Source organism: Streptomyces diacarni (genome assembly GCF_003323715.1).
GTDB lineage: Bacteria > Actinomycetota > Actinomycetes > Streptomycetales > Streptomycetaceae > Streptomyces > Streptomyces diacarni.
The window spans coordinates 35,654-62,614 of the sequence record NZ_QOIN01000036.1 but is presented as its reverse complement, the minus strand read 5'-3'; the positions used below and the strand labels follow the sequence as shown (position 1 = coordinate 62,614).

Sequence of the window (26,961 nt, the reverse complement as noted above, 5' to 3'; positions counted from 1 at the left end):
TGGCCCCACACACCGTCCCGTCCGCAGCTTCGGCCCATCCGCCGCAGACAGGGCCCCGCGCCGCCGCGCAGAGTGGACGGCATCCGAACCGGCGCAAGAGAGGAGCACCCGCGTGGTACTGGAGGCCGTGACACGGAGACAGGAAGCGATCGCCTCGGCGGTCCGCGAGGGGCTGCTCGGCCCGGACGCGCCGGTGGCGGCCCTGCTGGATATCGAGGGCATCCGTGAGACCGCCAGGGAGCTGCACGCCGCGTTCGCCGGGCCCGCACCCGTGCTCCACACCTTCGCCGTGAAAGCGGCCTCCCTCGTGCCCGTGCTGGAGCTGCTGCACGCGGAGGGCATCGGCTGCGAGGTGGCCAGCCCCGGCGAGCTGGAACTGGCCCGGGCGGCGGGCGTGCCCGCCGCCCGCACCGTCTTCGACTCCCCCGCCAAGACCGTCCCCGAGCTGCGGGACGCGCTGGCGAGCGGGGTCGCCGTCAACGCCGACAACCCGCAGGAGCTCGCCCGGCTGGACGCGCTGATCGCCGAACGCGAGGCGGCGGGCCTGCGCCCCGGCGCACCGCTGGGCATGCGCATCAACCCGCAGGTGGGCACCGGTTCCATCGGGGCGATGAGCACCGCGACAGCCACTTCGAAGTTCGGGGTCGCGCTGCGGGACGAGGGTGCCGAGCAGTGGATCGTCGACAGCTACCTGGCGCGCCCCTGGCTGACCCGGCTGCACACCCACACGGGCTCCCAGGGGGTGCCGCTGGAGCTGATGGCCGAGTCGGTACGGGTCGTCTTCGAGCTGGCCGAACGGATCAACCGTCAGGCGGGCCGGCGGCAGATCGACACCCTGGACATCGGCGGCGGTCTCCCGGTGAACTTCGCGGGCGACGAGACGGAGCCCTCGTTCGCCGCGTACGCGGACCTGCTGCGGCACACGGTGCCGGGACTGTTCGACGGGCGCTATACGATCGTCACGGAGTTCGGTCGGTCCCTGCTCGCCAAGCAGGGGTTCATCGCCGCGCTGGTGGAGTACACCAAGACCGCGGGCGGCCGCCGGATCGCCGTCACGCACGCGGGTGCGCACGTGGCGACCCGCACGGCGTTCGCGCCCGGGGCGTGGCCGCTGCGGGTGGGCGCCTTCGACGCCGAGGGCGCGCCCAAGGGCACGTCCGAGATGGTGCAGGATGTAGCGGGGCCGTGCTGCTTCGCGGGTGACCTGGTGGCGCGCGAGACGGCACTGCCCGAGCTGGAGCCGGGAGACGTGGTGGCGCTGTGGGACACGGGCGCCTACTACTTCTCCACCCCGTTCCAGTACAACAGCCTGCCCCGCCCGGCCGTGCACGGTTTCCGGCGGGACAGCGCCGGACGCGTCAGCTTCTCGCTGGTGCGTCCTGCGCAGCGGATCGAAGAGGTGCTGGCGGACAGCGGTGCCGCGCAGAGTGGCGCGCTGACCGAGGCACTGTCCGGCCGTGCGGACGCACCGGCCGGCCGGGCCGGTGAGCCACACCGGTTCGCCTCCTCGTCCGCGTCCTGACCTTCGGATCCTCGGGTTCTGACGTCCTCAGGACAGCCGGTCCGGTTCTGCCCGGACCGGCGCCCAGCCCTGCCCGTCAGGGCGCTTCGCCCTGCCCGCAGGGTGCCTCGCCCTGCCCGCAGGGTGACGCCCCGCCCGTCAGGGTGTCCTCGCCCTGTCCGCCAGGGCGCCGGTCCTGTCCACACAGGCACACCCAGTGCGCCGAACGGCGTGCCGGGACACAGGTGTGCCCCGATCCACGGAGAGCCAAGACGTATGGCGAACGCAGCCGAGACCCGCGGAGACGGGGTGACCACCGAGTCCCCCGAACGCACCGCGCCCGCCAAAAGCACGCTGCTGCGCGAGGACGGCTACGCGTCGGGCCTGCGCAACCGGCAGGTCCAGATGATCGCCGTGGGGGGCGCGATCGGTACAGGGCTGTTCCTCGGCGCCGGTGAGCGGCTGAACTCCGCGGGGCCCTCGCTGGTGATCGTCTTCGCGATCACCGGCCTGTTCGCCTTCTTCATCGCCCGTGCCATGGGTGAGCTGGTGATGCACCGCCCGACGTCGGGATCCTTCGTCTCCTACTCCCGGGAGCTGCTGGGCGGCGAGAAGGCGGCCTTCGTGGCCGGCTGGGTGTACTTCCTGCACTGGATATGCAGCGGCATCGCGGAGATCACGGCCGTCGCCGTCTATCTGCACTACTGGAGCGCCCTGCGCGAGATCCCCCAGTGGACGCTCGCGCTGTTCGCGCTGCTGGTGGTGCTGGGAGCCAACCTGATCTCCGTGAAGTGGTTCGGCGAGTTCGAGTTCTGGTTCGCCCTGATCAAGGTGGCCGCGATCATCGCGTTCCTCGCCATCGGCTGCTGGCTGCTGGCCAGCCGCCACCCCGTCCAAGGCGGCGAGGCGGGCGGCCCCCAGCTGATCACCGACCACGGCGGTCTGCTGCCGCACGGCTTCCTGGCCGCGCTGATCATCGTCCAGGGTGTGGTCTTCTCCTACGCGGCGATCGAGATGGTCGGCATCACCGCCGGCGAGACGGAGAACCCCCGGAAGGTCATCCCCAAGGCGATCAACTCCGTCTCCTGGCGCATCGTCGTCTTCTACGTCGGCTCCGTGCTGCTGCTCGTCCTGCTGCTGCCGTGGACCGCGTACAGCGGTGACGAGTCGCCGTTCGTGACGCTGATGAGCCGCGTCGGCATCCCCGGCGCCGACCAGATCATGAACTTCGTGGTGCTGACCGCGGCCCTCTCCAGCTGCAACTCGGGCCTCTACTCGACGGGCCGCACGCTGCGCTCGATGGGCCTGGCCGGCTCCGCGCCGCACTTCACCACGAAGATGAACCGCCGGCACGTCCCGTTCGGCGGCATCCTGCTGACCGCGTCCTTCTACCTGCTCGGCATCGTGCTCAACTACGTCGTTCCCGAGCGTGCCTTCTCGATCGTGTTGAACTTCTCCGCGATCACCATGATCGGCACCTGGGCGATGATCATTCTGTGTCAGTTGGCGCTGCGCCGCCGGGTGCGCGAGGGCCGTGCCGAGGACGGCGGCTTCCACCTGCCGGGCGCCCCCTTCACGTCGTACCTGACGCTCGCCTTCCTCCTCCTGGTCGTCGTCCTGATGGCCTGCGACGGCGACATCGGCACCTGGTCGGTGGTGTGCATGCCGCTGATCGCGCTGGCGCTGTGGGCGGGCTGGTACGCCGTACGGAACCGGGTGACGGCGCTGGCGGCACGGCACGAGGGGCCCGGGTCCTCCGAGGCCACCGGGTCGTCCGAGGCCACCGACGGGACGGCGGCCGGCTGACGGGCTGACCGGCGCGGCGGCCGCCGGGGTAGGGTCCCGCGTGCCATTCCTGGATCTCGTACCGCACGGGGGGCTGCGCGGACTCGCCTGCGGCGCGTGGCACAAGACGGTGCAGGAACTCCTCGACGGACAGGTCTCCACCCCGACGTGGGACGCGGCCATGGGCGCCCGCGCGGCGCTCCTCGCGCGGTCACCGCACGTCCCGGTCACCGAGCAGGCGTGGAGCGAGGCGACCGGCAGGTGGCTCGTCCTCGGCCGCTGCCTCCACTTCGACGAGGACTCGTCCGGCCCCTGGGAGCCGGCCGGAGAGCCCCTGGGCAGTGGTGGGGCTGCGGGGGTGAGTTCGACGCGTCACCACCCAAGGGGGTGACGCGTCGAAAGGACAGGGGCGGTGAGGCCGCCGTCGACCACGAGCTCGGCACCCCCTCGCGTCACCACGTCGGCGTCAGACCTCCAGCGCGCCGGCCTTCACGGCGGACACGAACGACGCCCACCCGGCAGACTCGAAAGCGAGCACGGGCCCGTGCGGACTCTTGCTGTCTCGTACGGGCACGACGGCAGCGAAGTCGTCGCAGACCTCGACGCACGCGCCACCGTCAGAATTGCTGTAGGAGCTCTTGCGCCAAGAGACGGCGCTCAGGTCGAGGGATCGCAAGGTACTTCCTCCAACATCCGCAGGACGAACTTCCGCGACTCGGCCGGGGTCAGGGCCAGGTCACGTACCGCATCGTAAGCACGTTGCAGTCGTTCGACCGCCCCGTCTTCCTCGATGAGTTCACCCCGGTAGACGTTCTCGGTGTACGCCACCGTACGCCCGCCCGGCACGCGCAGGAACCACACATCGGTTCCGTCCAGTCCGTACAGGCCTGCACGGAAAGGCAGGACCTGAACGATCACATTCCCCCGCTCCGCCACCTCCCCCACGTAAGCCAACTGTTCCCGCCACTCCGTCACATCCCGCAGCGGCGTCCGCAACGCCGCCTCCGACAGGATCGTCCGGAACGGTGGCGCGTCATCGCCTTCCAGCAACGCACGCCGTCCCATCCGGGCCTGCACCTGCTGCTCCAGCTCCTCGCCCTTCAGCCCGCCCGCGGCCAGAACCTCCCTCGCGTAGCCGGGGGTCTGCACCAGCCCGGGCAGCACGCTCACGGCGAAGTGCCACAGGCTGGTGGCTTTGGCCTCCAGCGCCATGTACCGCCGATAGCGCTCGCGGAACTGCGTCTGGTCGTTGATGGCCAACTCCCATAGAGCCAGCAGCAGACCAGGCGTGCCGTAGTACTGGTCGAGCGCTTCGACGACCTCGGGCCCGCCCAGCGTCTCGCCGTTCTCCATCTTCCCGAACAGGGACCAGTCCCAGCCGAGTTTCTCCCCCAACTGGCGCAGGCTCTCACCTCGCCGGGTCCGCAGCGCCCGTAGCTCTTCCGCGAACCGGGCGCGGGGTTCGCGACTGCGCCCGGTGACCGCTCGCCTCGTCGGCATCGTGCACCTCCGTGGAACGTGTGGAACGTGTGCCGACCTGCCGGGGAACCACCACCGGTCCACGGTGTGCGCAGCTCAGCCGGGGACGCATCCTGGTAATGCCTCCCTCACGCACGGTAGTTCACCGGGCGCACGCAAGGGAGCGAATCCGCATATCGAGCGATAAACGGAGCGCATGATGCCCGATGATCCGCGAGTCCCCCACCCCCACGTCGAGCACGACCGCCCTGACGCCGCGCGCCGCGCGTCAGCAGAGCTGAGTGCCTGGACGGAAGGCAGGACCCCTGCCGAACCGACGAGGATCCGCGAGGCGGTCGAGGCGAGGGACGCCCTCGCCGAAGCCCTCACCCAGGCGGGCATCCAGCTGCCGGCCATGGACGTGCGCACTCCGTGGCGCGACGCCGCGTCCGGCCCGGACTCTCTCGGGAGTTCGGACCCCGCCGCCCACGACGACGGTGACGCACTCCTCGACACCGACTCGCGGACCGCCGCGCGCTACGCCCTCATCCACCTCGGCGTCTGTTCGGCGCCGGTGGCCTTCGCCCTCGCCGCTGTGATCGCTCGGGGCACCGGACGGTGACAGGGCACGACGACGGCGACGCCCCCGAGGCGCCGCCGCCGGCGACCGGACCCGCGGTGCCCACCGTCGGTTCCGCCGTGCGCGACCCGGCGCGCGACCGTGTCGGAGTCGTCATGGCCGCAGAGGGGCCCCGCCTCCAGTTGCGTCCGCTCGGCGGCGGCCGCGAGTGGGACGCGGACCCCGACCGCGTCCGGCTCCTCACCCACGCCGAGTTGCTGAGCGCCCGCGTCGCCGAGGTCAACGCCCGCAGTCGCGGTCGGCTGGAGAGAGGCGGGTTATCGGCGACACCGCCGCCCCACGCCGCACGGTTCCTCGGCAGGCGTGCGCGAGGCGACGGCATATGAGTGCCCCTCATGGCACCGCTGGGCGGCGGTTCAGGGGCCTCTACCGGGTCGCCTCCTACGAAGCGGCTTTGTCCGAGGCGGCCTCGTCCGCGCCCTTGAGGCCGAAGATGTCGACCGCGTGGTAGTACGTCCACGCGGTCGAGTTGCAGGCGGTTTTCGAGGAGCCGGAGTAGCCGCTGCAGACGCGTTTGAGGTCCTCGTAGAAGGCCGAGTCGATGCGGGACTTGTTGGCGTCGAAGAGGCCGGCCGCCTTGTAGTTGCGGTAGCCGAAGTCGTGGCGGGCGCAGGCGGTCTGGAAGGGGAAGCCGAAGGGGTTGTCGGGCGAGGAACTGCAGTAGTCCGTCGACCAGTCGAAGCCGTAGGCCGACCACTGGCCCTGGTTCTGACGGGCCGAGGTCCAGGCGTTGTAGCTGGAGACACTGGTCTGCGTCCAGGAGCTGAGAACCTGGAGCTTGTCGGCGGGAGCCGCCGAGGCGGAGCCTGCCGGAACGAGGGTGGCGGGGAGCGCCAGTGCGGCGGCGGCGACGGGTAGGGCGTAGCGGCGGCGCATGAGGACCTCCGAGGGAGCGGACCCGGGTGTCCCGCTGGATGTGCGGGGCGTCACCATCGTGACGGACCCGTACGCCGAGCGACAGGCCAACTCGGTGTACTCCTGGAGGGTTTCACTCGCACGGGTCCCCACACGTGCGCGCGCTCGCCCGTACCCCGTCTCCTCCCGGGAGGAGACGGGGTACGGGCGAGGTACGGGAATGGAGGCCTACCGCACGCCGGCCTCGGGCACTCCCAGCGCCTGCCGCAGGTTGCGCACCGCGTGGTAGAGCCGCGACTTCACCGTGCCGGGCGGTATGCCGAGCACACGGGACACCTCACGCGTCGAGCGTCCCGTGTAGTACGTCTCGTACAGCACCTCCCGGTGCGCGGGCGAAAGCGTCTGGAACGCCTTCACGAGCACCAGGGAGGAGAGCACGCGGTCGACATCATCGGTGTCGGCCAGCACGTCTTCCAGCCAGGCGGTGCCGTCGACTTCCTTGGGGCGCGCACTGCGCAGGCGGTAGTCGTCGATGACGAGGTTGCGGGCCACCCTGAACAGCCATGGGCGGAGGTCCTGACCACGTCCGCCGACGAGTTGCTGGTTGCGCCAGCAGCGCAGCAGCGTCTCTTGCACCACGTCCTCGGCCCTTTGGTGGTCACCGCCCAGCAGCTGGAGCACATAACCCTGTAACGGACGTGCGTGCTGTTCGTAGAGCGAGCGCGTGGCCCGTTCCTGGGCGCTGGTCGCGCCGTCCGACCCCAAGACGATCCAGCTCACCGGATGTATCCCCTCGATTCGAGCCGCCGGACACGGCGGACTGGCCTCGGGACTCGCGCGGCGGGCCCCCTCACGGAACCGAAAGTTTGGTGAGGGGAGATGCACATGCCTTTGACGACCGATTGCCTCGAAGACGGCGCACGGCAGCGCCCCACAAAAGACATGAAAAGCCGCATCCCACAAAACCAGGTGCTTAATCTGCCTTACGGGGATTTAGATGCGGGCTCTGCGAGGGGAGTTCACGACAACCGGCGCCACATTGTGTGACGCCCGTCACATAGACCTCTGAAAGAAGCTTCGGGCGGCGGCGTCCATCGGCGTCAATCCGATGTTGATGCTGCTGGTCAGCGGCGTACACCGGGCAGAACAGCCGGATGAAAACCGGACCTGGTCAGGCGCCACCCCCCTGCGTCCTGACGGCACGCGCCGTGCCGACGAACGCCTCCAGTCGACGCCGGACGCGGCGCAACACAGCCATGTCCTCAGCTGTCGGACCCGACTCCGAGGAAAGCCGCGACCAGGCGGCGAGCAATTCGCGTCCGTAAGTACGCAGCGGTCGCGGATCGGTGAGCATGTGCCAGTTTCCGACCGCCCGCTCGAGATATCCCTGTGCACGGGGGTCGCGCACTTCGTGACACAGGCGGGCGAGATCGAGGTAAATGGCCGTGGAACTCGTGTAGTCGCCGGCCAGGCAGGCGACATAGGCCTCCAAGTCGCGCGCCTCGACCGTGTAGGGGTGCGCCTCTCCGTATGTGCGCACGGCGTGCTCCCGCATCCGGAACGCCAGCACCATGGCGCGTTGCGCCTCACCTCCGGCCGCCGCCCGGTTGATGTGCGCCACGGCGTCCCGGAGTTCCTCCGGAATCAGCGGCTGGGCGGGGTCTGCCGACTCCACACGCTGCTCTGACGCGCCCTCGGGAACGGATGCGGGTACGTGTGCGAGTTCGGAGTCCCCTTCGGCCGAGGCCTCGGGCTCGGACACGGGCGCGGGCGCGGACACGGGCGCGGGCGCGGCGTCGGGCTCCGCCTCGGAGGCGGCGGACTCGGGCACAGGCGCGGCCTCGGCCGCACCTCCGGGCGGCGTCGGCGACGCCTCCCGCGGCCCCGGTTCGGCATCCGGCTCCACGAGTTGACTCGACCCGTCCGGCGCGACCCTGACGTACGTCGCGTAGCCCTCACCCCGCATGTCGAGGATCGTCGCGTCGACCGGCTCGCCGCGTTCCTCGGCAGCGCGGTGCGCGGCGTCGAGCACGGCGACGTGCACCTCTTCCCCCTCCCCCACCGGCAGGCGCGCGCCGTTGAGGGACACGGCGCCGTCCTGGGCGATGAGGAACTCGAAACGTCCGGCGGCTGCCGACGTGTGCGTCTCGCCGGTGTCTTCCCGCACTGCCTCGGGGCAGTCGCCCGAGGATGCGGCACCGTCTCGCGTCGCCGCCACCGCTACACCGTCCCGTGGCGCCGCGTCATCGTCCGACTGCGCCGGCCGGTACCCGAGCGCTGTGTCGTCGGGGGTGCAAAGCATGCGGTGCTCACTCTCCACTCTCTTCGGGGTCGGGCGAGGACGACCCGTCCGGGTCGGGCGGCGGTGACACGCTGGGATTCGAGGTCGAGGGGATGCTCTCCGAAGGGAAGTCGGACGGCGCGACGGATCCGCCGATGCCCTCGAACCGGGGGAAGTTCGAACGGACCCCCGCCACGTAGCTCTGCGCCTCGGTGGTCGCGGGCACCGCCTTGGCTTTCTGTACCGCGTCCAGGCCGACCGCGTACGCCGCCAGCGTCAGGTCGAGCACGCTCTCACCGTCCAGGGCCTCGCCGCTGTCGACGAGCGGCTTGACCTTCTCGGCGAGGTCGCACATGTACCTGCCCTGGGCCATGATCGAGTCCTCGGGATCGGTCGCCTGGGTCTCGTCGTTGTCGTCCTCGTCCTCGCCGAACTCCTCGAACTTGTCCGGCGGAAGCTGCGAGATGCCCTCCTCGCCGTTGGGCCCGAGCATGTCCTTGTTGAAGGACGACTCGCGCTCGATCTGCGCCGCGATGACGACCGGGCCGATGACGTCGCAGATCCCGCCCGCCTCCTGGATGGTGTCCGCCAGATCGTCGGGAACGGTGTTCTCGTCCAGATCGCCCTTCCCGTCGCCCTGCACCGACTCGGAGACCTCGTCGGTGTCGACGCCCGAGCCGTCATCCGGACCGTCTCCGCCCCCGCCGAAGAACAGGATGATGGCGATGATCGGCGCGAAGAGGACGCCGAGCCCCCCGAAGATGATCAGCACGACGACGAGTCCAGCCGCCGCCACGGGCAACGACATGCACCCGCAGCCCAGGCTCGCCAGACCGATCATGGCCGCCTTGCTGGAACCTCCTCCGCCGTCCTCGCTCATGGGTGCACCTCCTTTCCCACCTCTCCGCCGCACCGATCCCAAGCGGACTGCCAGGAACGGTGAACCACTTCCGCTGAAGTCCCGTTGTGCCTCTCCGACGGAGCACAACGCGCTGCACACCGAACGGGCGCGATGCCGAAACAGTTCAATCGACTTCGCGCCGACCGCTTCCGTCCGGGTCACGAGGGCGTGGCAGCACATGGAGTTCTTCAACGAGAGGAGGCTGGCCCCGCGATGAGCGTCCCCCCATCAGCGTCCGCCGGCCCGCACATGTGGGTGCGCGGACCGACCGCAGCCCCACCCGGTGGGGAGGCCCCCGATCGTGCCGGGGCGGACGAGTCGTCCGCGCGCCCGAACGCGGAGCAGTCCCCTCCGGCTGCCACGGCCGCACCGGTCGCACAGCAGACCGGGCAGGCTCCCCAACCGGCCCCGCAGGCACGGGCGACGCCGCAGGCTCCGCAGGCCCAGGCAGCAGCCCCGCAGGCCCCGCAGGCCCCGCAGGCCCCGCAGCAGAGCGCGCCGACGCCGCAGCACTCCGCGCCGGCACCGCAGCGGCCCGAACCTGCACCGCGGCCACCCGTGGCGACCCCGCAAACGGCCGCGGCGGCGCCGCAACAACACCCGGCGGCTCCGCGGCAGTCCGCACCACCGCAGCCCGCGCCAGCGCCGCAGCAGTCGGCAGCGGCTACCCAACAGCCCACGCCGGCACCACAACAACCGACGCCGGCCACCGAGCGACCCGCACCGGCCCCGGAGCCGACGCCAGTTGCCCAGCAGCCCGCACCGGCACCGGCACCAGCACCAGCACCAGCACCGACCCCCGCACCCCAACCCCCCGCACCGGCCGCACCAACCGCACAGCAGCCCGCCCCGGTGTCGTCGCCGAGTGCCGCGCCGGCTGGGGCGCCGTCGGCGGCCCCCGGACAGGCGCCGGGGCATCCGGCTCCACGCCAGGTCTCCGCGCCCGGCGGCATCTCCGCACCCGGCGGTGCCCTGGTCAGCTGGGTCGGCGCGCACGGTGGAGCGGGGACGAGCACGCTCGCGGAGGTCGTGGGCGGCAGCGATCTGGGACGCCACTGGCCCGATCCCTCCCAAGGGGATCCCGGGCGGGTGCTGCTGGTGGCGCGTACGCACGCATCGGGTCTGCGTGCGGCGTCACGTGCCCTGGAAGCACTGCACACCGGGCAGCACCCGGAGGGTGTGGAACTGCTCGCCGTGGTCCTCGTGGCCGACGCGCCGGGCCGCCTGCCGCTCCACCTGCTCCAGCGGGTACGCGTTCTGCGTTCGGTCGCGGAAGTGCGCCAGGTCCCCTGGGTTCCGGCGTGGCGCGGGGAGAAGCGGGCCGGTGCGCTGCCGAAGGGCGTCCGCTCCCTCGCCGCGTTGGCGGGGAGCCCGATCGACAAGCCCCTCAGGCATGAAGGAAAACGATGAGCCTAGTGAGCCACGTACTTGATCCGGCGTCAGCCGAACCGTTGATGCGGCTGGCCGAGGAGGATGCGCCGGGAAAGGCGGAAGCCGTAGAGGAGGCGTCGAAGATCCTCAGCTGGCTGGCCTACGGGGCCTCGGCGGCCGGGGTTCTCGGCATCATCATCGTCGGCACCCAACTGAGCCTCCAGCTGCGCCGGGGGGACATGGGCGAGGGCGCGTCGTACGGCCGGGGGCTGTTCATCGTGCTGCTGGCCTCGGTCCTCGCCACGACCGCCGCTCCGCTCGTGCAGTGGTTCATCTGAGCACCCTCTGAAAACCGCCGGTCACCCCCGGCGCCGTCCCCTGTCAGCACACATCGACGTGAAGGAATACCCATGAAGGCGTCCACGCTCTACTACCACCTCGCCAACGTTCCCCAGCCGGAGGGGGAGGCTCCCGACGGGCTCGGGGACAAGGTCCAGCAGATGCTCAACCTGGCCGCCTGGGCCGGTACCGCGGCCGGTGTCCTGGGCATCCTGATCACCGGCGCGATGATGGGCATCTCCCTCAAGCGCGGTGAGAGCTCGGAGCACATGAGCCGCCTGGGCATGGTGCTCGCCGGTTGCTGCCTCATCGCCAGCGCGGGCCCGTTCGCCAGCTGGATCTTCGGAGACTGAGCGATATGTTCGGCCGTAAGAAGAACAACGCTGAGGAGCCCACGGATTTCTGGAAACAGCGCAGTTGGGTCTCCTCGGCGGTGTTCCTGGGTGCCGCACTCGTCATCGGCTCCGTCTCCTTCATCACGGGCGGAGCCGGCGGCGAGGCCGACGCCACCCCCTCCGAGGCTGTGAAGGGCCCGCTGTCCACCGACGGTTCGAAGAACGGCGGGCGGGCCAAGGGGGAGCGTCCGCAGGGATGTCGTACGCAGGGCGGTGAGGACGTCACCCGGCCGACCTCCGCGCCGAAGGATCTGAAGTGGAAGAACCTGGACGGCGTCACGGTGCCGACCTCGGCGTCAGCGGGTCCCACCCGGTACAGCGGTCCTGTGTGGTGGTGCTACGCCCACACGCCGATGGGTGCGGTCATGGCGGCGCACAGCATTCTCACGCACATGAGCACAGCCGACTGGCGGACCGTGGCCGAGCAGCAGCTCGTGGACGGAGAGGGGCACGACGCCTTCGTCTCGCAGCGGTCCCGCCTCGGGCAGTCGCAGATGACGGGTGACGACGCCGGTGTTCCTTCGGGGTTCTTCGTCGGTTCCTTCACGAAGGACAAGACCCAGGTGCACCTCCTCATCAAGGGCGCCGGTGGTGGTCTGGGGGCGGCGACGGTGTCCATGCGGTGGAGCGGCGGCGACTGGAAAGTGAAGCCGCGCACGGACGGAAGCCTTTTCGCCACGTCGGACTCCGGCGTGAACAGTAACGGGTTCATCAAGTGGGGAGCTGCCTGACATGGCTGGTCCATGCAGTTCGGGGAATCCGTTCCTCGATGCCCTGAAGGGTTTCTTCGAGTTTCTGGGAGATCCCGTCGGGACCATCATGAAGGGCATCGGAGACCTCGTCATGAAGGCCGCTCTCAGCGCCTTCCAGGCGCTGAGCTCGAACATTCCCACCTTCGCGCCGGGTGCGTCGTCGCCGGTCCAGGGCGAGTTGCACTGGCTGGTCGTGTACGTGGCCATCGGCTCACTCATCTTCGCCTGCATCAGAATGGCCGCCGAGCGGCAGGGGGAAGCGGGGCAGACCGCGCTGCGGGGCATGATTCGGCTGATCATCGTGGCCGGCGGTGGCACGACCATCGTGACCTCCGCCGCCGTTGTCGGCGACGGTTTCGCCAATCACCTGTACGGGTTGGCGATAGAAAACCAGATGATGAGCTCGATGTGCACGTCGTCCGACGGCATCCCCGCCTTCCTGTACCTGATTCTCGCGTTCCTGATGCTCATCGCCGCCATCATCCACGGGATCATGCTGTACATCCGTCTCGCGGTCATGATCGTGCTGTTCGGGACGCTGCCGATGGCGGCCGCGGCCTCCATGAGCAACTGGGGCGGCGGCTGGTGGCGCAAGCACATCGGCTGGATGATCGCCTGGCTGCTCTACAAACCGGCGGCCGCGCTCATCATGTATGCGGGAACCAAGATGCTCAGCGGCGACATGTCGGGGAATCTCAAAGATTCCGGTGACAGGATCCACGTCAAGATCGCCGGTATCTGCGTGATGCTGCTGGCGGCCATCGCCCTGCCGGCCCTGCTGAAACTGATCGTGCCCGCCACGGCCGCGCTGGGCGGCGGCGGCGCCTACACCGGGGCGGTCACCGGCGCCGCGGGCGGCATCGCCTCCGGGGCCAAGTCGATCGCCACGTCCGGGCTCTCCAGCAAGAGCGACGGCGGCTCGGGAGGCGGATCCGGGCCCTCCGGGTCGTCCGGCGGCGGTGGACAGGCCGGTTCCGGAGGCCGGGCAGGGCCCGCGGGCAGAGCCGGGGCGGCCGCTGCCTCCAGTGGCGGTGGCGGCTCGTCCGGTGGGGGCGGCTCGAACGGCTCGGGCCCGACCGGCAGCCGCGGCTCCCGGGGCGGCGGCTCCGAAGGCGGCGGCTCGGGCGGCGGTTCGGGCAGTGGAGGCGCCGGACGGGGCTCCGGCGGCGGACCCAGCGGTGCCGCACGAGGTGCGGGCGCGGCGGCAGGGCCGCTCGCTGCCGCGGCGGTGGCCGCGGAAGCCGCCAAGGGGCTCGCCAAGGGCACCGCGAACCTCGCCACCGGCTCGCTCGACGGTGACGGGAAAGCCGGCCACAACGAGTAGTCCCCTCGGGGTGTGCGCACCGGGCCAGGCAGTGTCCGGCGCGCACGCCCCGCCAGCAACCCGCAGTCTCCTTCCCCCTCTCGCGAGGGGCACGGACCGAGGGACACGGAAGGAAGCAACGCATGTCAACCCACGCCGCGTCGAGCCCGACGTACGGGAACTGGCGCAGGCCGAGAAGGCCGGGACTCGGCCCCTTCGGCATGATCGGTACCGCGGGCCTCTTCGGCGGGCTCGTCGTCACGCTGCTGGCCTCGCTGATCTCACTGGCGGCGGCGGCCGTCGTGCTGGTCCCGATGAGCATCGTGCTCGTACCGCTGCTGATCCGGACGCAGGACGGGCGCAACGCCTACCAGTTGCTCGCCCTGCGCATCGGCTGGATGCGCCGCAAGTCCAAGGGAGCGACCACCTACGTGTCAGGTCCGCTGTCGCGCCGTACGGGCGGGCGGTTCCAGCCGCCCGGGCTGCTGGGCCGGATGCAGATGCGCGAGGGCAGGGACGCCTACGACCGCGACTTCGGTGTCCTCTTCCACCGCAGCCGCAACTTCTACACCATCGTTTTGGCCTGTGAGCCCGACGGCGGTTCCCTGGTCGACGCGGACCAGGTGGACAACTGGGTGGCCGCGTGGGGCGGCTGGCTCTCCCGGCTCTCGCACGAGACAGGTCTGCGCGGGGCCTCCGTCATCGTCGAGACGGCGCCCGACTCGGGCACCCGGCTCGCGAACGAGGTACTGCCCCGCCTGGCCCCCGACGCCCCGCCCGCGGCCCGCGCCGTGATGGAGGAGGTCGTCGAGCGGTATCCGCAGGCCTCCTCCGAGATGCACACCTACATCACCCTCACCTACGGGGTCCCGGCCGGACAGAAGGTCAAGCACGACGAGCTGATCACCGAGATCGCCACCCGCATCCCCGGGCTGCTGTCCGGGCTGGTCGGTGCGGGCGGCGGCGTCGCCTACCCGCTGTCGGCCGAGCGCATCGCCGAGGTCGTACGGGTGGCCTACGACCCGGCCGTCGCGGGCGAGGTCCTCGACCTGCGCGCCCGACACGGCGGCACCGGTCTGGAGTGGGACGACTCGGGCCCCGCGGCCTGCTACGAGGACGTCGGCTCCTACCAGCACGACTCGGGGGTCTCCCGGACCTGGATGCTCACCCTCGCCCCCCGCGGCACGGTGCGCGCCAACGTACTGCGGGGCCTGCTGGAGCCCTCGCCCGGCACCCGGCGCAAGCGGGTCGCGCTGCTCTACCGGCCCATCGACCCCGCCACCTCGGCGCGGATCGTGGAGGCCGACCGGCGCGCGGCACAGTTCATGGCCACCTCGGGCCGGGGCATGGTCCAGGCGCGGGCCGCCACCGAGGTGCGCGCGGCAGAGCAGACGGCGCAGGAGGAGGCGACCGGTGCGGGCCTGGTGGAGTTCTCGCTGATGCTGACCGTCACCGTCGACGACGAGGAGGAGATGGCCGACGCCAGCGCGTCCATGCGCAACCTCCAGGGGGCGGCACGGCTGTCGATGCGCCCGGCCGACCGCATGCAGGCCGCGGCCTTCAGCTGCACCCTCCCCACCGGGATCCTCCCCTGGGAGCTCACCCTGGTGCCGCGCGACCTGCGGGAGATGCTGTGAGTCCGCGCGCGAGGAACCAGCAGCGCGCCGAGGCACCCCGCGGTGCGCAGGGGCCGGGCGGAAAGAACCGGAAGAAGCAGCAGAAGGCGCCGCCGCGGGAGCGGATAGCCCCCTCGCGTGGCTGGCCGGGCCCCGGTGGGGGTCAGGTCGGCGGCATGGACCCGCCCACGATGTGGCGCGCGACGACCGTTCAGGCCTGCGGTCTGTGGCCGTTCGCGGCGGGCTCCGGTGCCCCGATGTCCGGAGTCCCGCTCGGGCAGCACCTGCACACCGGCGCCACGGTGTGCGGCGACCCGCTCTCCTGGTTCACCAGGGCGCGCTACATCTCCAACCCGTCGCTGTTCATGCTCGGCATGCCGGGCCTGGGCAAGTCGACGCTGGTCAACCGCATGCTGATCGGGCTGTCCGCCACGGGCGTGGTGCCGCTGGTGCTCGGCGACCTCAAGCCCGACTACGCGGACACCGTGCGGGCCCTGGGCGGTCAGGTCATCTCCATCGGCCGGGGCACGGGCGGCATCAACCTGCTCGACCCGGGCGCCATGGGCGCGGTCGCCGCCAGGATCGGCGGCAAGGCCGGTGAGGCGCTGAAGGCCGAGGCACACGGCCGGGTGCTGAACATGGTCGCCGCGCTGATCGGCATCGTCCGCGGCCGTCCCATGGACGACCACGAACAGGCCGTGGTGTCCGCCGTGCTGCACCATCTGCGCGAGCGCCTTCCCCCAGGCCGTGCCCCGCTGCTGCCGGACGTGCTCAAGGTGCTGAGCGAGGGCCCCGACCGCATCCGTGCCGTGACGCTGGACCGGGGGGACGAGGCGCGGTACCGCGACGCGGTCGACCCGCTGCACCGTTCGCTGCTGGGCATTCTCGACGGGCCCCTCGGCGACACCTTCGCCTCGGAGACCTCGACCAGGGTCGACCTGCACGCACCCGCGGTGTGCATCGACATCTCCCGCATCGGTGAGGCGGACACCCAACTGACCGCCGCGGCGATGCTGGCCGCCTGGTCGGACGGCCTCGGTTCGGTCGCGGCGTCCCACGCCCTGGCCGACGAGGGCCTCACCCCGCGGCGCTGGTTCTTCACCGTGCTCGACGAGCTGTGGCGGCCGCTGCGCGCCGCCTCCGGCATCGTCGACCGCATCGACGCGCTCACCCGCCTCAACCGCACGCTCGGCATGGGCGACGCCAAGATCACGCACACGCTCAAGGACGCGGAGGCGCTGGGCACCGACGCCGACCGGGCCAAGGCGCGCGGCTTCGTCGAGCGCGCCGGCATGGTCGTGTGCGCGGGACTGCCGCGGGCGGAGATGGAGGAGCTGGGCAAGATCGTCGGGCTCTCCCAGCGGGAGATCGAACTGGTCTCCTCCTGGTCCTCACCGCCGGGCTGGGCCGTGACCGGCGACCGGGAGGAGCCGCCGGGCCGCGGCCGCTTCCTGATCAAAGTGGGCGGCCGGCCCGGACTACCCATCAAGGTCGCCATCACCGACACCGAACGCCGACTGCACGACACCAACATCCGCTGGGTGCAGAACGACGCCGTCCCCGAGCAGCAGGCCGAGTCCGCATACGAGGCCGGGGTCGCATACGAAGACGGGGCCGGCGTCGAGCAGGTGCCGACCGCCGGTCCGGCTCCCGGGGGCGGAGCGGCCCCGGTCAACGGAGCGGCCCCGGTCAACGGGCCGATCGTCAACGGCCCGGCCCCGGCCGGCGGACCTGCACCCGTCAGCGGAGCGGATCCCGACAGGAGGACCGCATGAGCGGAAGAGGCGGAACCGAGTACTGGCCCTGGGCCATCGTCGGGGTCGTGACCCTGGCCCTGATGACGTCGGGAGGCGTCTGGTTCGGCGGGACGCTGGGCGCCGCGCTGCTCAGCGGCGCGGGCTGGCACCCGCCGGCCTTCTCCCCCGTGCTGCTGGCCTCACTCCTCACCCACGGCCCGACGGATCTGTGGCCCGACGCGGTGCCGTGGGCGGTGTGGACCGGGATCTGCCTGGTGTTCGGCACGTTCGCCGTGCTGGTGGCCCTCGCCGTGCGGAAGGTGCTGGGCGGCACCACGGGGACCTCTCGGACGAAGGGGCTGGCGGGGGCCAAGGAGCTGGCCGCGATGTGCCCCCGGGGCATCGCGGCCCGCGCCCGCGAACTGCGCCCCTCCCTCAAGGGCCAGGACCAGTTGCACCCGGACGAGACGGGCAACCTGCTCGGGGACCTGGAGCCCAAAGGCCCCGAGCTGCGCTCCTCCTTCGAGGACGTGGAACTCGACCTGATGGCGCCGCGCGCCGGCAAGTCCACCGGGATCGCCGTCCCCCGGGTGCTGCGGGCGCGCGGCGCCGTGCTGCTGACATCCAACAAGTCGGACGTCTACGCCGTCACCCGGGCCGCACGCGAACAGACCGGCGTCGTGTGGACGTTCGACCCGCAGGGCATCGCCCACGTCCCACGCGCCATGTGGTGGGACATGCTGGCCGACTGCGACACCATCGAGGGCGCCCGGAGGCTGGCAGGCCACTTCGTCGCCTCCGTCAACGACGACGCCTCCAAGAAGGACTTCTGGATCTCGGCGGCCCAGAACACCCTCACGGCGCTGTTCCTCGCCGCGGCGCGGGGCGGGGCCTCGGTCACCGAACTGCTCGGCTGGCTCGCGGACCCGGCCGACCGCACCCCCATCGACCTGCTGCGGGACGCCGAGATGACCGCCATGGCCGACCAGCTCCAAGGCACGGTGCGCGGCGCGGCCGAAACCCGGGACAGCATCTACGAGACCGCCAGGCAGTGCGTCGCCTGCCTTCTCGACCCCGAGATCGCCGCCTGGGTCACGCCCGACCCCGCACTGCCGGAGTTCCGGCCGCACGAGCACGTACTCGGCCGCGACACCCTCTACCTGCTCTCCAAGGACGGCGGAGGCTCCGCCGCCGGCGTCATCGCCGGACTCGCCGACGCCACCCTGCGCGCCGGAGTGATCGCCGCCGAGCGCATGGGCGGCCGCCTCGACCCCCCGATGACCGCCGTGCTGGACGAGGCCGCCAACGTCTGCCGCATCTCGGACCTCCCCGACCTCTACAGCCACCTGGGCTCCCGCGGCATCAACGTCGTCACGCTGTTGCAGAGCTACCGCCAGGGCGCACGGGTGTGGGGAGAAGCCGGCATGGACGCGCTCTGGAGCGCCGCCACCATCAAGCTGCTGGGCGCCGGACTCGACGACGCCGACTTCGTCGACAAGGTCTCCAAACTCGTCGGCCAGCACGACGTGAAGACCTCCTCCTACTCCAAGAGCAGCGACGGCGGCTCCCGCTCGGTCTCCTACCGGCTCGACCCGATCCTGCCCCCGGACAAGATCCGCGCCCTGCCCAAGGGCCGGGCCCTGCTGCTGGCCACCGGCGTGAAGCCCGCGCTCATCCGGCTCCGCCCCTGGTACAAGGAGCCCAACGCGGCGGTCATCTCGGCAGCCGCCAAGGCCGAGACGGAGGCCATCACCGCACGGGCGGCACGGGCGTGGGCCGGCGCCGCACCGGCGCCCGGCAACCCCGGCAACCTGGTACACCTGCACAAGGGGCAGGTGCCACCCGCCCCGCTGCTGCACACGGAACAGGCGCCCTCCGCCCCGGAACCGTTCCCGTTGCCGGACGCCCGTTAGGCGGAACGACTGACGTCACGGCCTGCCCGGCCGACCGGTCGGCCGGGCAGGCCCATGCGGTGTCGGCCGGGCAGGCCCGTGCGGTGTCGGCCGGTACCTGGACGGCTCAGCCCGGTGGCTCGCCGACGACCGGCCGGCAGGCCGGCGCGTGCGGCACCCGCGCAGCGGTCAGCCCGCTGCGCCCCGGCTGCCCGGCACGGCAACCGGCCGGCCCGTCCAGCCCCGCGTGACGGAACGCAGGAGCCATTCGACAGGCCCGTACCGCCAGCGGCGCAGCAGCCAGGCGCTCAGCGCCAATTGGGCCGCGTACAGGGCCAGGCACCCGCCCACCACCGCGGCCGCTCCGACACGGGCGTACAGCGCGAGACCGTAGCCGGTGAAGACCAACGCCAGCAGCAGCGACTGCGACAGGTAGTTGGTGAGCGCCATCCGGCCTGCCGGTGCCAGCAGCCGGCCGAGCCGCCCGCCCGCCCGGGTACGCAGCAACAACACCAGCCCGGCGGCGTATGCCGCGGTGAGCGCCGGTGCGGTGAGCGCACCGACTGCCGTGCCGAGAGCGGACCAGCGCGGCTCCAGCGGCCCGTTGCCGCACACCGCCATGAACACACTCCCGGCCAGGCCGACGGGCAGACCGTAGGCGACGCACTGCCGCAGTCGCGCGCGGTACCGGACAGGCGCGTCGAACACCCCGGTTCCGCCCGCGGCCAGGCCCGTCAGGAACGCCGCCAGCATGTGCGGTGCGTAGAGAAGATCCCCGGCGAGCTGGGTCCGCCACTGGTCGAGGTTGGCGTCAACGACGGAGGCCGGAGAGCCACGGTACGCGGCCACCGTGTCCCGCACCACGACCGGGGCTTCCTGGGAAGCGGGGGTCACCAGAGCGAGCAGGCCCTGAGCCAGCAGCAGCGTGCCGAACGCCGCGGCCAGCCAGGCCGCGGCACGTAGCGCCGTACGCGGCTTCACGTTACGGGCGGCGAACAAAACGAGCCCCAGTCCCGCATACGTCATCAGGATGTCGCCGGGGAAAAGCAACACGGCGTGCGCGAGCCCGAGACACCACAGGCCCAGCAGCCGACGCAGGTGCCGGGCCGCGAACCCGGCGCCCTCCCGCTCGGCCGAGCGCATCTGCAGAGTGAAGCTGTAGCCGAACAGGAAGGAGAAGAGCAGGTAGAACTTGGTACTCGCCAAGGCGGTGACGAGCCATGCGGCCACCGCGTCCGGCAGAGAACCGTTCGGCCCCGCGCCGCCGTAAGGGCCCGCCATGGTCGCGGCGTTGACCAGCACGATTCCCAGCAGGGCGAAGCCCCGCAGGGCATCGACGTGGCTCAGGCGTGGCGGCGTCGCCGGGCTTGTGGCGCAAAGTGCGCCCGCGTCTGTGCCGGCCGCCGCCCCGGGGTGGGCCTTCTCCTCCACGGACAACGCCGTCCTCGCCTTCCCCCCACAGGGGCTCGCGGTGGCGCGCCTGCCGCGGCGCGCCCTTCGTGGGCACCACGGGGGGCCGGGCGAAGGGGTTCAACCGCCGGACGCTCACGTGACCGCCCCGCACCCGCCGCGTGTTAACTCCAGATGTCGGACCGAGAACAACCGGGCGAAACCGCAAGCGGGTGCTTCCGTTTACGTGGGAGCTCTGTAGAGTCGAACGCGTGAACGCGAGTGAAGCGAAATCCCTGCGTGTAGCCGTTTTAGGCCCCGTTCGAGCCTGGCGTGCGGAGCAGGAACTGGCCCTCGGGTCACCACAGCAACGTGCTCTGCTGGTGGCGCTGTTGCTACGGCGCGGACGTCCCGCCACGATCGGGGAGCTCGTGGACGCGGTCTGGGGGGCCGAGCCACCACGGGGCGCCGTGACCGTTCTGCGTACCTACGTGTCACGGCTGCGCAAGGTACTGGAGCACGAGCGGGGCGCGGGTGGAGGCCCGCAGGTGATCGTCTCGGTCGCGGACGGCTACCTGGTCCGTCTCCCGCCTCACGCCCTGGATTTGGCCGTCTTCGAGCGCCGCGTGGCGGAGGCGAAGAAGGCGCGCAGTGCGACGGACCTGTCCACCGCGGCTGAGCTGCTGCGCGCCGCACTGGAGTTGTGGGACGGCAAACCGTTGACCGGTGTTCCCGGGCCACTGGCCGAGGCGGAACGGCACCGGCTCGACGAACAGCGGCTTGCCGCTGTGGAGGTCCGTCTCGACATCGACCTGCGCCTGGGGCACCACGAGGAACTCACCGCCGAACTGACCTCGCTCACGGCCGAGCATCCGCTACGGGAAAAACTGCACGGCCTGCTCATGCTCGCGCTCTACCGGTCGGGGCGGCAGGCCGAGGCGCTGGCGGCCTTCCGCACCATACGGCAGACCCTGGTCACGGAACTGGGTGTCGAGCCCGGCGAGGCGCTGGGAGATATCCACGCCCGGATACTGTCGGCCGACCCGTCACTGGGCGCGCCTCCGGCACCGGAGTCGGCCACGCCGGCGCTCACGCCGTCCGACCCACCCGCCCCGACCGCGGCCCGCCCGGCTCAACTCCCCGCCGACCTGCCCGTCTTCACCGGGCGGGAGACGGAACTCGCCCAGACGCACGCCCTGCTGCCCGCCGGCGGCGAACACCCCAACGCCGTGGTGATCAGCGCGATCGGCGGTATGGCCGGTGTCGGCAAGACCACCCTGGCCGTGCACTGGGCACACGAGATCGCACACCGCTTCCCCGACGGGCAGCTCTACATCAACCTGCGCGGTTTCGACCCGACCGGCACGGCCATGCCGCCGGACGAGGCCACCCACACCTTCCTCGACGCGCTCGGTGTGCCTCCGGGACAGATGCCCGGGCGCCCGGAGGCGCGCACGGCGCTGTACCGCAGTCTGCTCGCCGACCGCCGCGTCCTGCTGCTGCTGGACAACGCCCGCGACACCGAGCAGGTCAGACCCCTGCTGCCCGCGGGCCCCGGCTGCCTGGCCATCGTCACCAGCCGCAACCAGCTCACCGGCCTCATCGCCAACGACGGCGCGCGCCCGTTGACCCTCACCCCGCTCCCACTCGCGGACGCGCGGGACTTCCTGGCCCGCCGGATCGGTACCGCCCGGCTCGCGGTGGAACCCGAGGCGGCGGACGAGATCATCTCCAGTTGCGCACGGCTGCCGCTGGCGCTGGCCATCGTCGCAGCCCGTGCCGCCACCCATCCCAGCTTCCCGCTGTACGCCGTCGCCGAGGAGCTGCGCGACAGCCACGGCAGCCTCGACGCCTTCGCAGGCGGCGACATCAGCTCCGACGTGCGCGCGGTCTTCTCCTGGTCGTACCAGGCCCTCTCGGCGCCGGCCGCGCGGCTGTTCGAGTTGCTGGCCGCCGCCCCCGGCCCCGACATCTCCGCGCCCGCCGCGGCCACCCTGGCGGGGCTCAGCCGCCGCGAGACCCGCGGCCTGCTCGCCGAACTCACCCACGCCCACCTGCTCACCGAGCACTTCCCCGGCCGCTACGCCTTCCACGACCTGCTGCGGGTCTACGCCGCCGAACAGGCCGGCAGCGAGGAGACGGCACCGGATCGCGAGCAGGCGGTCGAACGCGTCCTCACCTGGTACCTGCACACCGCCGACGCCGCCTCCCGGTTCCTCACCCCGCACCGCCCACCGGTGCCGCTCATCCCGCTGCTCTCCGACAACGAGCCGCTGAAGTTCACCACCTACGATCAGGCACTCAACTGGTGCTCGGCCGAACGCGCCAACCTCGTCGCCGCCATCGCCCACGCCGCCGGGACACGGACAGACGTCGCCTGGCGGCTCACCGCCGCTTTGTGGGGCTTCTTCTACCTGCGCAGCCATACGAGCGACTGGCTGACCAGCAACCGGCTGAGCCTGGCGGCCGCGCGCCGAGCCGGAGACCGGAGAGGCGAGGCCGAAAGCCTCACGGGCGTGGCCAACGCCCTCGCCATCAGCAGCAACCTGGACGAGTCCATCGACTACTACCACCGGGCACTGCCCCGCTGGAGAGAGCTCGGCGACGAGCTGGGCGCCTCCCGCATCATCGGCAACCTGGGGGACGTCTGCCTGCGAGCAGGCCGGTACGAGGAGGCGCTGGAACACCTGCAACAGGCACTGGAGATCGACCGCGCCGTCGGCCACGGGTGGGGCGAGGGCATCTGCCTGAACAACCTGGGCGAGGCACACCTGCGACTCGGACGGCTCGACGAGGCCCGCACCTACCTGGAAGCGGCGCTGGTCGTCCAACGCGCCACCGACAACACCTGGGTCGAGGGCATCTCCCTGGACTTCCTCGGTACCGTGCACCACCAGCTCCACCACCATGACGAGGCCATCTCCCACTACTGCCAGGCGCTCACCAAGCATCAGGCCGTCGGCAATCGCTGGGGCGAGGCCCAGACCATCGACCACCTCGGCGACGTGCACCTGGCGGGCGACAACCCCGATGCCGCCCGCACGCACTGGAGCCGCGCGCTGGAACTCCTGGAGGAGTTCAACCACCCGGACGCAGCACACCTACGCGAGAAACTCGACGCACTCGACGAGGACCAGGGCCCCACGGCTGTCACCTGACTGGACTCCGAAAGCGCGGGCAGCCGGCCCGGTGGCCGACAGCACACGCGGCGCCGGGCAGCCGGCCACCGCACCACCGGACTCACTTGCTCATCCCTCGCCGGCTCGGCGCCCTGTCCGGCGTCACCGCAGGGCTGGGCCTGGGCCCACGCGGCTTCACGGGATCCCAGTCCCGTTGCCTGCTCTGCTCGGGGTTCAGTGCGGCGACGGACGCCCGGGCCGAGGCCGCGATACGGGCCCGCTCCTCCTCTGCGGCCGCGCGCTGGGCTCCCGCACGTTCCTTCTCCAGCTCCCGGACGTGGGCGTTCCCCGCGTACGCCCCGGTCTCGGGCAACCGGCCCTTGTCGTACGCATCGGTGTACCGGGGCTCGCTGGTGATCAGCCTCAGCAGCTCCTTTTCGACGTCGGCGTCCACACCGGGCAGGCCACGCCGGGAGGTCTGCGCCGGCGGCTGCCGCGCCGGGCCTTGGGCCTGCCACGACCCCTGCACCTGACCCTGCATCGGGCCCTGTTGGCCCCACGCCTGGCCCTGCATCGGGCTCCGCGGAACCTGCTGCTGGAAGTCCGGGGAGGCCTGAGCCGTCGTCGGGTCGAAGTGAGGCTGCTGCTCCGGCACCTTCTCAGGAGCCCTCGGCGGCAGCCCGACGGCGGTGCGCAACCTGTTCCAGAGCCTCCGTACCGCCTGCAACGCCACTTGGGCCGCGCGGTCGAGCTCGTCGTCGTCTCCGGAGGCGCCTTCTGCCTGGCTGTGCCCGGCACCAGGTGAGGACTGCTGCGCCGCGACACCCCGTGCGTCCGACCCGTCGGAGTGCGGCGGCGACTCGGCGCCCCCCTGCCCCCGCTCCTGCGAGCGCAGCTCCTGCTCGAGCAGCTCACGAGCCTGCCGGGCGGCGCCTCCCCAACCCCGCTCCTGCGAGCGCAGTTCCCGCTCGATCAGCTCACGAGCCTGCCGGGTGGCGTCGGCTTGTCGGCGTTCCTGCTCGGTCGGTTCGGGCATGGCGCCGTCCTCCTCACGATGAGCGGCCTGGTGGGCGACCGACACTGCTGACACCACGGATCCGCGAGGCCATCGGTTCACCGCACAGCGCGGCTGCCGGAATGCATCGGATACACCCCGCACACGTGAGGGTCCCCGGAACGACGAGGCCGACGACCACGCACACGAGCTCTTGCCAGCCTGGGCCGAGTTGACCGGCCCCCACTCCGATCTGACGGGCCCGGCCGTGTGGCATCGCGCCTTCCTGGGGCCGGTGACGGGCGCCCTGCGTGATCCGATGGGGGCCCTTCGCCGGTTGCAAGCCCGGCGCACACCGGGCCAAGGAGGTCCCGCCGATGGAGCGCTCGGCTGACGCACGGCCGCACATCCGGCCGGGTGCCGGTGCCCGGCCGGGCACCGGCACCGGCCCGCTGCCACCGGTGCCGTTCCCCTCACGGCTTCCGGAAGCTCCACTGGTGGTCGTCGGCGTCGTCGCAGCCGAAGATCAGCAGAGGCGCGTGCGGCTTCTCGCCCTTGCCCGCCACGTCGAGGCACAGGTGGCCGCTCTCGTGGTTGCGGATCCAGTACGTGCCGTTGGACCGCTTGTCGAACCACCACAGCTGGTTGTCGTTCTTGGCGCGGCAGTGGTACTCCGTCACCGGCGACCTGGCCGCCTTGGGGCCGAAGCCGGCCAGGTCCAGGCAGAGGTCGTCCTTGACGTTGCGGATCAGGTAGAGGTCGGCCTTCCCCGGCCCCCCGTCCTTCTCCTTGAGATCCAGCTTCCACCGCTGGTTGCCGCCGAGCGCCGCGTGGGTCGTGTCGCACGCGCCCTGCTGGGCCCGGCCGTCCGGCTTGCCCTTGCCGGTACCGGGCAGATCCAGACACATATCGGTCTTCCGGTTGACGATCATGGTGACCCCCGACGGGATACCGGAGCCGCCGGACGCCTTCTTCGTGTCCTTCTTGTCGTCCCCGTCCGAGGACTCCTCGTCCGACGCGTCGGAATCCTTCTCGTCCTTGGGCTTCGAGGGCTTCGAGTCCCCGAACTTCGGCTTGTCGCTGGGGTCGTCCTTGTCGGACGCCGAGGGGGAGCCGGAAGGTGACGGCGGCGGTGAGGGGCGCACCGCGCCTCCCGGGCCACGAGTGACCTCGTCCTTCGGTCCGTCGGCCAGGGTCTTCTCGCCCTTGCCGCTCTCTTCCTCACCACTGCTGGCACCGGCCAGCGCCAGCGGCGTGGTGACCAGCGCCACCACGGCGACGGCCGAGGCCGCGACCACCCAAGGCTTCTTGAGCAGGCTGGTGGGCACGAACTCGACGTCCGAACCCCGGGACCCGCGCGCGATCATGCCCCCACCATCGCCGTTGCTCCCGCCTCCGGGGCCGGACGCGCGTCCGCGCAGCGCGGGGCGCGGCAGCGACGGCAGAGAAGGCAGCGACGGGCGCGGGATCGACGGCAGCGCGGTGCGCCGCTTTGCCGGGCCCTCCTGGGGCGGAGGGCCCGGCTGTCCGCCGCCGACGGGCGTCCCGCCCGGCACGGCCGACGGGCCCTCCCCGACGGCAACCGGTCCGGCTCCCGCAGCCGAACCGGCCCCGGAGGCCGGGCCGTTGTCGGCGACCTGGCCTTCCCCGGCAACCGGGCCGTTCCCGACGACCGGGCCGTTCCCAGCGACCGGGCCGTTGCAAACGACCGGACCGTCCCCGGCAACCGGTCCGGCTCCGGCGACCGGTCCGGCTCCGGCAGCCGCCGTGCCGGCAGCGGCGGCCACGTCAGGTGCTGCGAACGACCCGCCGCCCGGGACGGGATCGGGTCCCGCGACCGTCCCTGAGCCCTCGGCCACCTGGGGGTTCACGGGCGCGCCTGGGCCCGCAGCCGCGGGCCCGGCAGCCGGCTCGGGTGCTGCCGGAGATCGGTCCGCTTCCACCGTCGGGATGACCGCGGTGGCCGTCTCGTCCTCGGCGCCCAAGCCACCGCCCAGGTCCGGCGTGCCGTCTCCGGGCACCGGATCGCTGCCGTCGGCCACGGGGCCGGCCCCCGGGGCGCGCCCCGCCGCGCTATCGGCCGCGAGGGCGGCCCCGCCGGCCACGGCGTCGGTCCCACCATCCACGGCGTCGGCCCCGCCGGCCACGGCGTCGGCCCCCGCGCCGGCGCCGCCCGCGTCGCCAGGCTGTGGTCCGGCGAGCCGGCTGGAGCCGTCGGGGTCGACCTCGACGTGCACCGTCGAGTCGGTGGCGGGGTTGGCGATGACCGCGGTGACGGGGGTGTTCCGCAGCCGCGCGTACCCGTGCAGTGTGTCGAGGATGGCGGTGTCGAGCGGCTGGTCGCCGATGATCGGCACCTGTTCGCCGTCGATCGAGGCGGCACCGGCACCGTCGATGACCACCTCGAAGGGGGCCGGTTGCCCGGGCGGCGCGCCGGGCGCCCGGGCCTCTCCGTCCTCGCTCATGTGCACCACTCCCTGACGTTTCGGCTTGCGAGGGAAGAACTCGGCCGTGGTAACGGCGCGTTGGGCGTATCGGTTCACAGCTGTGCCGATCGCCGACCGCCTCGCCGTGCCGCACACGTCGCAGCAGACCGGGCCCGGGGCGCCGAACGGGGAACGCGCCCCGGGCCCG

Annotated in this window: 23 protein-coding genes; 14 read left to right on the top strand and 9 right to left on the bottom strand. The window is 71.8% G+C overall.

Annotated features, from left to right (window positions below):
• Positions 1-112: 112 nt before the first annotated feature.
• From DTL70_RS08955 to DTL70_RS08945, 3 genes are all read left to right on the top strand, one after another.
• Positions 113-1,522, top strand: a complete 1,410-nt coding sequence (locus DTL70_RS08955) for a type III PLP-dependent enzyme domain-containing protein (protein ID WP_114021337.1) — start codon at positions 113-115, stop codon at positions 1,520-1,522.
• A 255-nt stretch (positions 1,523-1,777) separates the two neighbouring features.
• On the top strand, positions 1,778-3,307 hold the full coding sequence (locus DTL70_RS08950; RefSeq protein WP_425470337.1) for an amino acid permease: 1,530 nt from the start codon (positions 1,778-1,780) through the stop codon (positions 3,305-3,307).
• A gap of 40 nt (positions 3,308-3,347) precedes the next feature.
• Positions 3,348-3,677, top strand: coding sequence for a hypothetical protein (locus tag DTL70_RS08945; RefSeq protein WP_114021336.1), 330 nt, complete (start codon positions 3,348-3,350; stop codon positions 3,675-3,677).
• 75 nt (positions 3,678-3,752) lie between these two features.
• Here the strand turns inward: DTL70_RS08945 and DTL70_RS08940 are convergent, their stop codons facing one another.
• On the bottom strand, positions 3,753-3,962 hold the full coding sequence (locus tag DTL70_RS08940; RefSeq protein ID WP_114021335.1) for a DUF397 domain-containing protein: 210 nt from the start codon (positions 3,960-3,962) through the stop codon (positions 3,753-3,755).
• Positions 3,944-4,786, bottom strand: coding sequence for a helix-turn-helix domain-containing protein (locus DTL70_RS08935; protein ID WP_114021334.1), 843 nt, complete (start codon positions 4,784-4,786; stop codon positions 3,944-3,946). Before DTL70_RS08935 ends, DTL70_RS08940 begins: the two co-directional genes overlap by 19 nt.
• Positions 4,787-4,964: 178 nt before the next feature.
• Here DTL70_RS08935 and DTL70_RS08930 point away from each other — a divergent pair, with 178 nt between their 5' ends.
• Together DTL70_RS08930 and DTL70_RS34170 are read left to right on the top strand one after the other, a co-directional pair.
• The gene (locus DTL70_RS08930) at positions 4,965-5,366 is read left to right on the top strand and encodes a hypothetical protein (protein ID WP_342776471.1); all 402 of its coding nucleotides are present in this window, start codon (positions 4,965-4,967) and stop codon (positions 5,364-5,366) included.
• A complete protein-coding gene (locus DTL70_RS34170; RefSeq protein WP_114021333.1) occupies positions 5,363-5,710 on the top strand; it encodes a hypothetical protein in 348 nt (115 codons plus the stop codon). The genes DTL70_RS08930 and DTL70_RS34170 overlap by 4 nt, the downstream gene beginning before the upstream one ends.
• 55 nt (positions 5,711-5,765) lie before the next feature.
• On the opposite strand, the gene DTL70_RS08920 is transcribed toward DTL70_RS34170, so the two are convergent.
• From DTL70_RS08920 to DTL70_RS08900, 4 genes are all read right to left on the bottom strand, one after another.
• Positions 5,766-6,260, bottom strand: a complete 495-nt coding sequence (locus DTL70_RS08920) for a phospholipase (RefSeq protein WP_114021332.1) — start codon at positions 6,258-6,260, stop codon at positions 5,766-5,768.
• A 207-nt stretch (positions 6,261-6,467) separates the two neighbouring features.
• Positions 6,468-7,019: a sigma-70 family RNA polymerase sigma factor gene (locus DTL70_RS08915; RefSeq protein WP_114017438.1), complete on the bottom strand. Its 552-nt coding sequence runs from the start codon at positions 7,017-7,019 to the stop codon at positions 6,468-6,470.
• 391 nt (positions 7,020-7,410) lie between these two features.
• Positions 7,411-8,457, bottom strand: coding sequence for a hypothetical protein (locus tag DTL70_RS33230; RefSeq protein ID WP_147266754.1), 1,047 nt, complete (start codon positions 8,455-8,457; stop codon positions 7,411-7,413).
• A 91-nt stretch (positions 8,458-8,548) separates the two neighbouring features.
• Positions 8,549-9,400, bottom strand: a complete 852-nt coding sequence (locus tag DTL70_RS08900) for a lytic transglycosylase domain-containing protein (protein ID WP_114021329.1) — start codon at positions 9,398-9,400, stop codon at positions 8,549-8,551.
• A gap of 873 nt (positions 9,401-10,273) precedes the next feature.
• Between DTL70_RS08900 and DTL70_RS08895 the strand changes: the two genes are divergently transcribed.
• From DTL70_RS08895 to DTL70_RS08855, 8 genes are all read left to right on the top strand, one after another.
• Positions 10,274-10,831, top strand: coding sequence for a DUF6668 family protein (locus DTL70_RS08895; protein WP_181860844.1), 558 nt, complete (start codon positions 10,274-10,276; stop codon positions 10,829-10,831).
• Positions 10,832-10,836: 5 nt separating this feature from the next.
• Positions 10,837-11,130 (top strand): hypothetical protein, encoded by a 294-nt coding sequence (locus tag DTL70_RS08890; protein WP_245979155.1) that lies wholly within the window; start codon positions 10,837-10,839, stop codon positions 11,128-11,130.
• Between the two features lie 72 nt (positions 11,131-11,202).
• A complete protein-coding gene (locus DTL70_RS08885) occupies positions 11,203-11,484 on the top strand; it encodes a hypothetical protein (RefSeq protein ID WP_114021327.1) in 282 nt (93 codons plus the stop codon).
• A gap of 5 nt (positions 11,485-11,489) precedes the next feature.
• Positions 11,490-12,257 (top strand): DUF8175 domain-containg protein, encoded by a 768-nt coding sequence (locus DTL70_RS08880; protein ID WP_114021326.1) that lies wholly within the window; start codon positions 11,490-11,492, stop codon positions 12,255-12,257.
• Between the two features lies 1 nt (position 12,258).
• The gene (locus tag DTL70_RS33465; protein WP_181860843.1) at positions 12,259-13,602 is read left to right on the top strand and encodes a hypothetical protein; all 1,344 of its coding nucleotides are present in this window, start codon (positions 12,259-12,261) and stop codon (positions 13,600-13,602) included.
• A 122-nt stretch (positions 13,603-13,724) separates the two neighbouring features.
• The gene (locus DTL70_RS08865) at positions 13,725-15,218 is read left to right on the top strand and encodes an SCO6880 family protein (protein ID WP_114021324.1); all 1,494 of its coding nucleotides are present in this window, start codon (positions 13,725-13,727) and stop codon (positions 15,216-15,218) included.
• A gap of 155 nt (positions 15,219-15,373) precedes the next feature.
• Positions 15,374-16,972 (top strand): ATP/GTP-binding protein, encoded by a 1,599-nt coding sequence (locus DTL70_RS08860; protein ID WP_245979180.1) that lies wholly within the window; start codon positions 15,374-15,376, stop codon positions 16,970-16,972.
• Positions 16,969-18,846 carry a TraM recognition domain-containing protein gene (locus tag DTL70_RS08855; protein WP_114021323.1) on the top strand — a complete coding sequence of 626 codons (1,878 nt, stop codon included), beginning with the start codon at positions 16,969-16,971 and terminating at the stop codon, positions 18,844-18,846. Before DTL70_RS08860 ends, DTL70_RS08855 begins: the two co-directional genes overlap by 4 nt.
• Positions 18,847-19,014: 168 nt before the next feature.
• On the opposite strand, the gene DTL70_RS08850 is transcribed toward DTL70_RS08855, so the two are convergent.
• Positions 19,015-20,256, bottom strand: a complete 1,242-nt coding sequence (locus tag DTL70_RS08850; protein WP_245979154.1) for a DUF418 domain-containing protein — start codon at positions 20,254-20,256, stop codon at positions 19,015-19,017.
• A 191-nt stretch (positions 20,257-20,447) separates the two neighbouring features.
• Here DTL70_RS08850 and DTL70_RS08845 point away from each other — a divergent pair, with 191 nt between their 5' ends.
• The gene (locus DTL70_RS08845) at positions 20,448-23,372 is read left to right on the top strand and encodes an AfsR/SARP family transcriptional regulator (RefSeq protein WP_342776470.1); all 2,925 of its coding nucleotides are present in this window, start codon (positions 20,448-20,450) and stop codon (positions 23,370-23,372) included.
• A gap of 82 nt (positions 23,373-23,454) precedes the next feature.
• On the opposite strand, the gene DTL70_RS08840 is transcribed toward DTL70_RS08845, so the two are convergent.
• Both DTL70_RS08840 and DTL70_RS08830 read right to left on the bottom strand, forming a co-directional pair.
• The gene (locus tag DTL70_RS08840; RefSeq protein ID WP_147266753.1) at positions 23,455-24,369 is read right to left on the bottom strand and encodes a hypothetical protein; all 915 of its coding nucleotides are present in this window, start codon (positions 24,367-24,369) and stop codon (positions 23,455-23,457) included.
• A 431-nt stretch (positions 24,370-24,800) separates the two neighbouring features.
• A complete protein-coding gene (locus tag DTL70_RS08830) occupies positions 24,801-26,792 on the bottom strand; it encodes an RICIN domain-containing protein (RefSeq protein ID WP_114021321.1) in 1,992 nt (663 codons plus the stop codon).
• Positions 26,793-26,961: the final 169 nt, after the last annotated feature.

Bases quoted from the DNA above. Each gene is read 5' to 3' on its own strand.
- DTL70_RS08950 (WP_425470337.1), top strand. From the start codon at position 1,778: ATGGCGAACGCAGCCGAGACCCGCGGAGACGGGGTGACCACCGAGTCC.
- DTL70_RS08935 (WP_114021334.1), bottom strand. From the start codon at position 4,786: ATGCCGACGAGGCGAGCGGTCACCGGGCGCAGTCGCGAACCCCGCGCC.
- DTL70_RS08930 (WP_342776471.1), top strand. From the start codon at position 4,965: ATGCCCGATGATCCGCGAGTCCCCCACCCCCACGTCGAGCACGACCGC.
- DTL70_RS08920 (WP_114021332.1), bottom strand. From the start codon at position 6,260: ATGCGCCGCCGCTACGCCCTACCCGTCGCCGCCGCCGCACTGGCGCTC.
- DTL70_RS08900 (WP_114021329.1), bottom strand. From the start codon at position 9,400: ATGAGCGAGGACGGCGGAGGAGGTTCCAGCAAGGCGGCCATGATCGGT.
- DTL70_RS08885 (WP_114021327.1), top strand. From the start codon at position 11,203: ATGAAGGCGTCCACGCTCTACTACCACCTCGCCAACGTTCCCCAGCCG.
- DTL70_RS08880 (WP_114021326.1), top strand. From the start codon at position 11,490: ATGTTCGGCCGTAAGAAGAACAACGCTGAGGAGCCCACGGATTTCTGG.
- DTL70_RS33465 (WP_181860843.1), top strand. From the start codon at position 12,259: ATGGCTGGTCCATGCAGTTCGGGGAATCCGTTCCTCGATGCCCTGAAG.
- DTL70_RS08865 (WP_114021324.1), top strand. From the start codon at position 13,725: ATGTCAACCCACGCCGCGTCGAGCCCGACGTACGGGAACTGGCGCAGG.
- DTL70_RS08860 (WP_245979180.1), top strand. From the start codon at position 15,374: ATGGACCCGCCCACGATGTGGCGCGCGACGACCGTTCAGGCCTGCGGT.
- DTL70_RS08855 (WP_114021323.1), top strand. From the start codon at position 16,969: ATGAGCGGAAGAGGCGGAACCGAGTACTGGCCCTGGGCCATCGTCGGG.
- DTL70_RS08840 (WP_147266753.1), bottom strand. From the start codon at position 24,369: ATGCCCGAACCGACCGAGCAGGAACGCCGACAAGCCGACGCCACCCGG.
- DTL70_RS08830 (WP_114021321.1), bottom strand. From the start codon at position 26,792: ATGAGCGAGGACGGAGAGGCCCGGGCGCCCGGCGCGCCGCCCGGGCAA.